At 69.3% G+C, this 7,924-nt stretch carries 6 protein-coding genes; 2 read left to right on the top strand and 4 right to left on the bottom strand.

Annotated elements, in window-relative coordinates; genetic code table 11:
• The 4 genes from SFU54_RS07775 to SFU54_RS07790 all read right to left on the bottom strand — a co-directional run.
• Window positions 1-1,350: ComEC/Rec2 family competence protein (locus SFU54_RS07775; RefSeq protein WP_319015715.1), on the bottom strand; the 1,350-nt coding region annotated here is incomplete at its 3' end.
• Window positions 1,347-1,961, bottom strand: a complete 615-nt coding sequence (locus SFU54_RS07780) for a ComEA family DNA-binding protein (RefSeq protein WP_319015716.1) — start codon at window positions 1,959-1,961, stop codon at window positions 1,347-1,349. The genes SFU54_RS07780 and SFU54_RS07775, both read right to left, overlap by 4 nt.
• 57 nt (window positions 1,962-2,018) lie before the next feature.
• Window positions 2,019-4,592: a leucine--tRNA ligase gene (gene leuS / locus SFU54_RS07785; protein ID WP_319015717.1), complete on the bottom strand. Its 2,574-nt coding sequence runs from the start codon at window positions 4,590-4,592 to the stop codon at window positions 2,019-2,021.
• 52 nt (window positions 4,593-4,644) lie between these two features.
• Window positions 4,645-6,030, bottom strand: coding sequence for an anthranilate synthase component I family protein (locus SFU54_RS07790; protein ID WP_319015718.1), 1,386 nt, complete (start codon window positions 6,028-6,030; stop codon window positions 4,645-4,647).
• Between the two features lie 12 nt (window positions 6,031-6,042).
• Here SFU54_RS07790 and SFU54_RS07795 point away from each other — a divergent pair, with 12 nt between their 5' ends.
• Window positions 6,043-6,852: an aminotransferase class IV gene (locus SFU54_RS07795; protein ID WP_319015719.1), complete on the top strand. Its 810-nt coding sequence runs from the start codon at window positions 6,043-6,045 to the stop codon at window positions 6,850-6,852.
• A gap of 79 nt (window positions 6,853-6,931) precedes the next feature.
• Window positions 6,932-7,924, top strand: a 993-nt coding sequence (locus SFU54_RS07800) for a DUF2510 domain-containing protein (protein ID WP_319015720.1), incomplete at its 3' end; no start/stop codon positions are given.

Genomic DNA, 7,924 nt, shown 5'->3' on the forward strand with positions numbered 1-7,924 from the left:
CGGAGCGGCCGGTGCCGCGAGCACGTTCGCGATCACCCCGACGAGCGGCACCTGCGGCGCGAGCAGAATGAGCACGGGTTGACACGCGAGCTGCGCCGCGAGGGGCACGGCAATCGCGAGGGCGAGCGGAGCCGGAAGCACGCGCTCGAGCAGCGACGCGAGCGGAGCGGCGAGCACCAGCAGCGCCGCGGTCGCGAGCACCGAGAGCACGAAGCCGTATTCGCGGGCGATCCACGGGTCGAGCAGCACGATGCCGAGCACCGCGATGGCCAGCACGGGCAAGCCGCGTGCCGGTCGCCCGCTCACGAGCGCGAGCAGCACGACGCTGGCCATGACCGCGGCGCGCACCACGCTCGGTTCGGGCGTGACCAGCACGACGAATCCCCCGAGCACGACGAGCGACACGATCACGCGCACCGGGCGCGGCCACCGCGCGAGGGCGCCGAGGCCGAGCACGAGCCCGACGACGATCGCACAATTGGCCCCCGACACGGCGGTGAGGTGACTGAGTGAACTGCTTTTCATGTCGGCGTCGAGGTCGTCGCTCACCGCGGAGGTGTCTCCGATGGCGAGGCCGGGCAGCAGTGCGGCACCGTCTCCCGCGAACGGTTCCATGAGCGCGAGAAACCCCTCCCGCAGGGTGTCGGCGCCCGCCACGAGCGGCGGCGGAGACGCAACGAGCGCGAGCGGTGTGACGGGACGCACCAAGGCCACGCGATCATCGCCCGTGTCGAGGGCGATGATGCGAACGCGCCCCTCGAAACGGGATCCGAGCGATTGCCGCTCGGTGATCTCGAGACCGAGAACGCGCACGGGAACGCGAACTCCGACGAGTTCGGTATCGCCGCGCGCGGCAACGATGAGCGCATCCGCGCTCACGCCGCCCCACCCGCTGCCGAAGCCGCTGCGGGCCGGCGGCGGCACAACCGACTGCTCGAGTTCGAGCACGACCTCCACCGTGCCGCCGTGGTCGAGTGCATCGGCCAGAACGGGCGGAGTGCGCGCGGGTGCCGCGAGCGCGACAGCGCCCGCCATCACGGCGACGGCGAGCACGCTCGGGATGCTCACGCCGAGCACCTCTCGCGCGCGAGCCGCGCGGCCTGAGCGCGCCAGTGCCTCGACCCCAGGCCGCCCGGGGCCCGCGCTCGGCATCCGCGCGCACCACAGCCACGCGAGCCCGCCGAGCGCCCCGGCCCCCGCCGCGAGCATCACGGCCACGGCTGCCCCCGGAACCCCCACGAGCACGACCGCGGTCAGCCACCCGGCGAGGGCGGGGATCGCGAGGCGAGCATCCGCGACCCGCTCGCGCGCGACCGCGCGCTGCTCGTCGGCGGCGACAACCCCGCTCACACCGTGGCCTGGTCGCGCATGCCGTCGAGTGTCTTCTCGCCGATGCCACTCACGGCCGAGAGCTCGTCAACGCTGCGAAACGGACCGTTCTCATCGCGCCACGCGATGATGCGCGCGGCGAGGGCCGGGCCAACGCCCGGCAAGGTTTCGAGTGCCGTGGCGTCAGCGGTGTTGATGTTGACGCGACCGTCGCTTGCCACACCCGGCGCCGCGCCCGGTGCGGCAACGGGCACCTCACCGATGCGGGGCACGCGCAGCTGCTCGCCGTCGGCCACGATGCGCGCGAGGTTGACCCCGCTGAGATCGGCGTCGGGCGCCGGGCCTCCCGCGCTCGCGATGGCATCAACGACGCGGCTACCCAGCTCGAGCTCGACGATGCCCGGCTCGGCCACGGCACCGATGACGTGCAGCACGACGACATCGACCGACAGCGCGTCGGTCGGTTCATCGGTCGACTCGACGGCCGACACCACCTCAACGGTCTGACCGCCCGGCGTCACGACGGCGCCGACGACCGCCGCGCCGACGCCGAGCAGGGCGAGCACAACGAATCCGCCGAGGGCGGCGCGCACGCGCAGTGAGCGACGAGGAGGGCCACCGGTAGCTGTCACGCGCGCAGGCTAGGCCCGCGCGTCACCCCGCGCGCCCCGGAGGGCGCGCGAGGAGAGTTACGGCTTGACGGTCGCGATGTTGACGATGCGCGGAGCCCGCGCGATCACTTGCGCAATCTCGCGGTCGCCGACGGCTCGCTTGACGGCCTCCGACGCCCGGGCCAACGCCTCAAGGTCGTCGTTGCCGATCGTCGGGCTGACCTCGAACTTGTCGCGCATCTTGCCGTCGACCTGCACGATCGCCGTCACCGTTTCGTCAATGAGCAGCAGTGGGTCGGCCTTGCGCCAGCCCGCGAACGCGACGAGCCCGTCACGACCCGCGGCTTCGTCGCGCTTGCCGAGTCGCTGCCACATGTCTTCGGCCGTGTAGGGCGCAAAGAGCGAGAGTGCAATCGCCACGACCTCGACGGCTTCGCGCACGGCAGCGTCTCCCGCACCGGGGCCCGTGTCGACGGCCTTGCGAATGGCGTTGACGAGTTCCATCGTGCGCGCCACGGCGACGTTGAACTTGAAGGCTTCGATGAGCCCGGGAACATCGGCCAAGAACCGGTGCGTCACCCGACGCAGAGCCTGGTCGCCTGTCGCCGGGTCGGCATCCACCGGCGACGTCACCTCGCCCGAGAGTCGCCAGGCACGTGCCAAGAACTTCTGCGAGCCCGTCACCGACACGTCGCGCCAGTCGATGTCGTCTTCGGGCGGGCCCGCGAACGCCATCGTCAAGCGCACGGCGTCGACGCCATAGCTGTCGAGCTCTTCGGTGAAGTAGACGAGGTTGCCCTTCGACTTCGACATCTTGGCGCCGTCGAGAATGACCATGCCCTGGTTGAGCAGGGCACTGAAGGGCTCGGTGAAGCTCACGTAGCCGAGGTCGAACAGCACCTTGGTGATGAAGCGCGCGTAGAGCAAGTGCAGAATCGCGTGCTCGACGCCACCGACGTACTGGTCGACCGGAGCCCACTTCTCGGCCAGCGCCGGGTCGAAGGCCCGCGAGCTGTCGCTCGGGTTCAAGAAGCGCAAGAAGTACCACGAAGAGTCGACGAAGGTGTCCATCGTGTCGGTGTCACGGCGAGCGGGCTGGCCGTCGGGCGTGGTCGTCTCGACGAATGCGGCAACGCCACCCAGGGGCGAGGTGCCCTTGGGCTTCATGTCGATGCCCGCGGCGTCGGGCAGCAACACCGGCAGGGCATCCAGCGGCACGGGTACTTCGGTGCCGTCGTCGGTGTACATGATCGGAATCGGCGTGCCCCAATAGCGCTGGCGGCTGATCAGCCAGTCACGAAGGCGATAGGTCTTGGATGCCCGCCCCGTGCCGCGCTCTTCCAACAGTTCGATCGCCCGCATGATCGCGTTTTGCTTGCTGAGGCCGTCGAGCGGCCCCGAGTTGATCATGCGCCCGTCGCCGACGAGAGCCTGCCCGGTGGCGACCGGGTCGAGCGGCGGCACCTCGCCCGACTCGAGCATCTCAGGGGTGATGACGGGAATCGCTCCCGTGACGGGCGCATTCGTGTCGACGACGACCTTCACAGGCAACCCGTGGGCGATCGCGAAGTCGAGGTCGCGCTGGTCGTGCGCGGGAACGGCCATGATGGCGCCGTGGCCGTAGTCGGCGAGCACGTAGTCGGCGGCCCACACGGGGATGCGGTCGCCGTTGACGGGGTTGATCGCCCAGCGGTCGAGGAAGACGCCGGTCTTCTCGCGCGAGGTGTCTTGGCGGTCGATCTCGGTCTTCTTCTGCACCTCCTCGAGGTAGGCCTGAAAGGCCATGCGCACCTCGGGGCTCGAGCCCGAGGCAAGCTCGGCGGCGAGGTCGCTGTCGGGAGCGACGACCATGAACGTGGCACCGAAGAGCGTGTCGGGGCGCGTCGTGAAGACCGTGACGGGGCTGTGATGACCCTCGATGACGAAGTCGACATCGGCACCGGTCGAGCGGCCGATCCAGTTGCGCTGCATTGTGAGCACCTTCGAGGGCCACGAGCCCTCGAGCTGGTTGAGGTCGTCAAGCAAGCGGTCGGCGTAGTCCGTGATCTTGAAGTACCACTGGGTGAGCTTCTTCTTCTCGGCGATCGCGCCACATCGCTCGCACGCGCCGTCGACGACCTGCTCGTTCGCGAGCACGGTCTGGTCGTTGGGGCACCAGTTGACCCAGCTGGCCTTGCGGTAGGCAAGGCCCTTTTCGTACATCGTCAAGAACAACCACTGGTTCCAGCGGTAGTACTCGGGGTCAGAGGTGTGCAGCACGCGGCTCCAGTCGAAGCTCGTGGCGTACCGCTTCATTGAGGCCTTTTGCTGCGCGATGTTCTCGTAGGTCCACTGGCGCGGGTCGGCTCCGCGCTTGATGGCGGCGTTCTCAGCGGGCAGACCGAACGAATCCCAGCCGATGGGGTGCAACACCGTGAAGCCCTGCTGGCGCCAGTAGCGCGCCACGACATCGCCGAGGGCGTAGACCTCGGCGTGACCCATGTGCAGATCGCCACTGGGGTACGGAAACATGTCGAGCACGTACTTGCGCGGCTTGCTGTCGGCCGGGTCGTCAACCGTGAACGGCTGAAGCTCGTCCCAAATCGGGGCCCAGTGGGCTTCGATGCGGGCCGGGTCGTAGGCGTTCTCGTCGGGGTGCAGCTCGTCGGTCACGTCAGGGTCTCGATTCACAGGGGGTGCGGGGTGCCAAGGCAGAAATGCCAGATTACCGCGTGCCGTGCTCCGCGTCCCCCGCGAGGGCTCGCAACAGTGCCGCGGCCTTCAAGCGCATCTCGGCCACTTCGGCGATGGGCTCGCTCAGGGCCGTGACTCCCCCGCCGGCCCCGACCGTTGCCGTATCGCCCTCAATGACGATGCTGCGAATGACCATGGCCAGGTCAGCCGAGCCGTCGGCGCCGAGGTATCCGAAAGCTCCCGAGTAGATACCGCGGGGGGCACGCTCGAGCTCGGCGAGCAGCTCGATCGCGCGGCGCTTGGGTGCGCCCGTCATCGAGCCGGCGGGCAGGCACGCGGCGACAGCATCCAGAACATCGAGTCCCTCGAGAAGTCGGCCTTCGACCGTGCTCACGAGTTGGTGCACGTGCGCGTAGCTTTCGACCTCGAGCAGGCCTGTCACAGCGATCGAGCCGAGCTCGCTCACGCGCGAGAGATCGTTGCGCATGAGGTCGACGATCATGAGGTTTTCGGCCTGCTCTTTGTCACTCGCCGCGAGCTCGGCGGCGAGCGCCGCGTCACGCTCGGGGTCGGAATCTCGCGGACGTGTTCCTTTAATCGGGCGCGTCTGCACCACACCGTCGGTCACGCGCAAGAAGGTTTCGGGGCTCGCGCTCACCAGCGTCGTGCCGTCGATGCTCAGCAGCGCGCCGTGATGCGCAGGGCTCGAGCGCCGCAAACGCCGGTAGATCGCGAGAGCATCAAGAGCTGAGCCGTCGGCGCTCTGCACGCTCGATTGCGTCGTCAAACACAATTGATAGGCGTCACCGTCGCGAATCGACCGTTGGCACTGCCGCACGAGCTCCGCGTAGTGCGCGTCGGTGTCTCGTTCGACAATCGGGCCGAGCGGCACCGCTGCAGCTGGCGGGTCGACGGATGCCAACGCGGCTCGTGCAATCACCCCGAGCATCTCGTGCCGCCAGTCGTCGAGCTCGCCGCTCCACTCGCCCGTGCCACTCGGGTCGAGCGCCACGAGTCGGGCGTTGCCCGTGGCGTGGTCGAAGGTCACGCCGCGGTCGACGCGCAGCCAGGCCGCGCGGTGCCTGCTCGGCACGGGCGGAACGGGCATGCCCATCGTCTCGTCGCGCAACTCATAGCCGAACCAGCCGATGAGCCCGAGGGGCACAGGGTCATCGCCGGCCGAAGCCCCCGCGGCGAGCGCGGCGAGCTCGTCGCGCAACTGCGGCAGCACGGGCGCAGCCTGGTCGAGCGTCACTCGCTGACCCACGGCAACGAGGCTGCGCCCCGTGAGGGCACCGAGCCCTGAGTCAAGCCACACAAGGCCGTCGAGCGAGGGCGCGTCGGCGGTGAGCGCCATGACGAGCGCCTCGGCGCTGGGCGGCGCCGCGATCGGATGCTCGAGAACGCCGCGCCGCATACCCTCAATGCTATGAGCGCGCTCGGCGAGGGATGGCACCCGTGGCGACCGGGTGCCGAAAACCCGTGGGTTGCGCTCGAGTGGTGCGACCCACACGAAGGTCGACTGCTCGTTGCTGACTCGTGGCGCGTCACCGACGGGCGGGTGCGTGGGCTCGATCATCACCGCGAGCGTTTTCTTTCCGTGGCCCGCGCCCATCGCGACGATGCCGACGATTTCTGGCGTGACGCAATCGCCGCTCTGCCCCGCACGGGCGACTGGTTTCCGCGCGTCGAACTGCGCGAGCGCGGCGACGGCACCTTCGTGGGCCTGCGCCTCCGGCCGACTCCGCCCACGAGCACCGAGGTCGTCGTCGCGACGGCCTCGCATGACCCGCGCACGCAGCCTCTCGTGAAGGGCCCCGACCTCGACGCTCTTCAGTCACTGCGGGTAGCCGTGCAGCCCAGCGGTGCGGGCGAGGCGATCATCGTGGATGCTCGGGGCGTCATCATCGAAGGCGCCTACAGCGGCCTGCTCTGGTGGAGGGGCGAGACGCTCGTGCGTCCGCGCGACGCGGTGCCGCGCATCCCGAGCGTGACGGTGCAGCTCGTGCTCGATGCCGCGCGTGCCGACGGAGTTGAGCTCGCCGAAGCCGACGCGGATGCCGCTGCCCTCGACGATTGCGAGCTCTGGGTGCTCAGCGCCCTGCACGGCCTGCGCGCCGCGACGCAGTGGATTGACGGGCCACAACTCGCCGCACCGCAGCACGCCGCTCGCGGTCGACAGTGGCTCGAAGCGGCTCAGCGCGACATCGATGCCGCATCCCCCGCATTGGGGGGGTAACGAAGTCTTCGAAAGCGAGCGCCCCTCCGCGTAGACTGGCCCCGCCAGATTGGGGTCTGGCACCAGAGGGGGATCTGACGTGTCCGACGAAGAATACGGCCGAGTGCCAGCGGGGTGGTATCCCGACCCGTTAGGCCTGCCGCAATTGCGCTGGTGGGACAACCACGCGTGGACCGAACACGTCTCTGACGCACGCCAGCCCATGATGGCCGCACAAGCCGCGGCGTCGACGATGTTTGCCGACGACGACCTGCCCGCGCGCGACGAGACTCGCCCGACCCAGACGCACGTCGTCGATGATTACATCGTCGACGACGCTGCCACGACCGGACTTCGTCAGTTGCCGCCCCCCAGCGACGACGATGACGTGCTTGCCCCCGCAGCGTCAACGGATGCCGCGGCAGCGAGCGCAGCCGCCGCTGCCGCCGCGGCAACGAGTGCCGCCGACGCTTTTGCTGCCGCCGCGTTCGCCGACCTGCACCCGCACTCGGCCGGGACTGCCGCAGCCGAGCCGAGCTTGCCCTGGATTCCCGTGCAGAACGACGCCCAGCCGGCGGCCGGCTACACCGCCTCCCCCGCCTATTCCTCGGCGCCGGGCTACGGTTCAGCGCCCGGCGGGCCGTCGTCGGTTCCGAGTTGGAGCGAATCGCCGATGGCGGCGGGTGAGCAGAGCCGACGGGGAGCTCACAACACCGTCACGGCAACCGCACTGCACATTCAGACGGTTGAAGTGTGGGCGATCGTGCTGTTGCCAATGCTCCAGCTGCTGTTGAGCCTTCTTGTCGTGGCCGCTTTCGCGACCGGACCGAGTGTTGCGTACATGGCTGCTATCTGGCTCGGACCTGCTCCCGTGATCGTCGCCCTCGCTTTGCTCGACGCGCGCACCCTGAAGCGCCGTGGCGTCGACCGCCCCGCGTCGGGCTGGTGGGCAGTCTTGAGCGCCCCCGTTTATCTCATGGCCCGCGCGGTTCGCTTGGGCCGCATTTCGGGCACCGCTTTCGCTCCCGTGGGCGTCGCCCTGCTTCTCGGCGGACTCATGGGGGCATCGGTGCTCGCCGTGCCCGGCCTGGTC

It is taken from the genome of Microcella sp. (assembly GCF_033763155.1).
GTDB lineage: Bacteria > Actinomycetota > Actinomycetes > Actinomycetales > Microbacteriaceae > Microcella.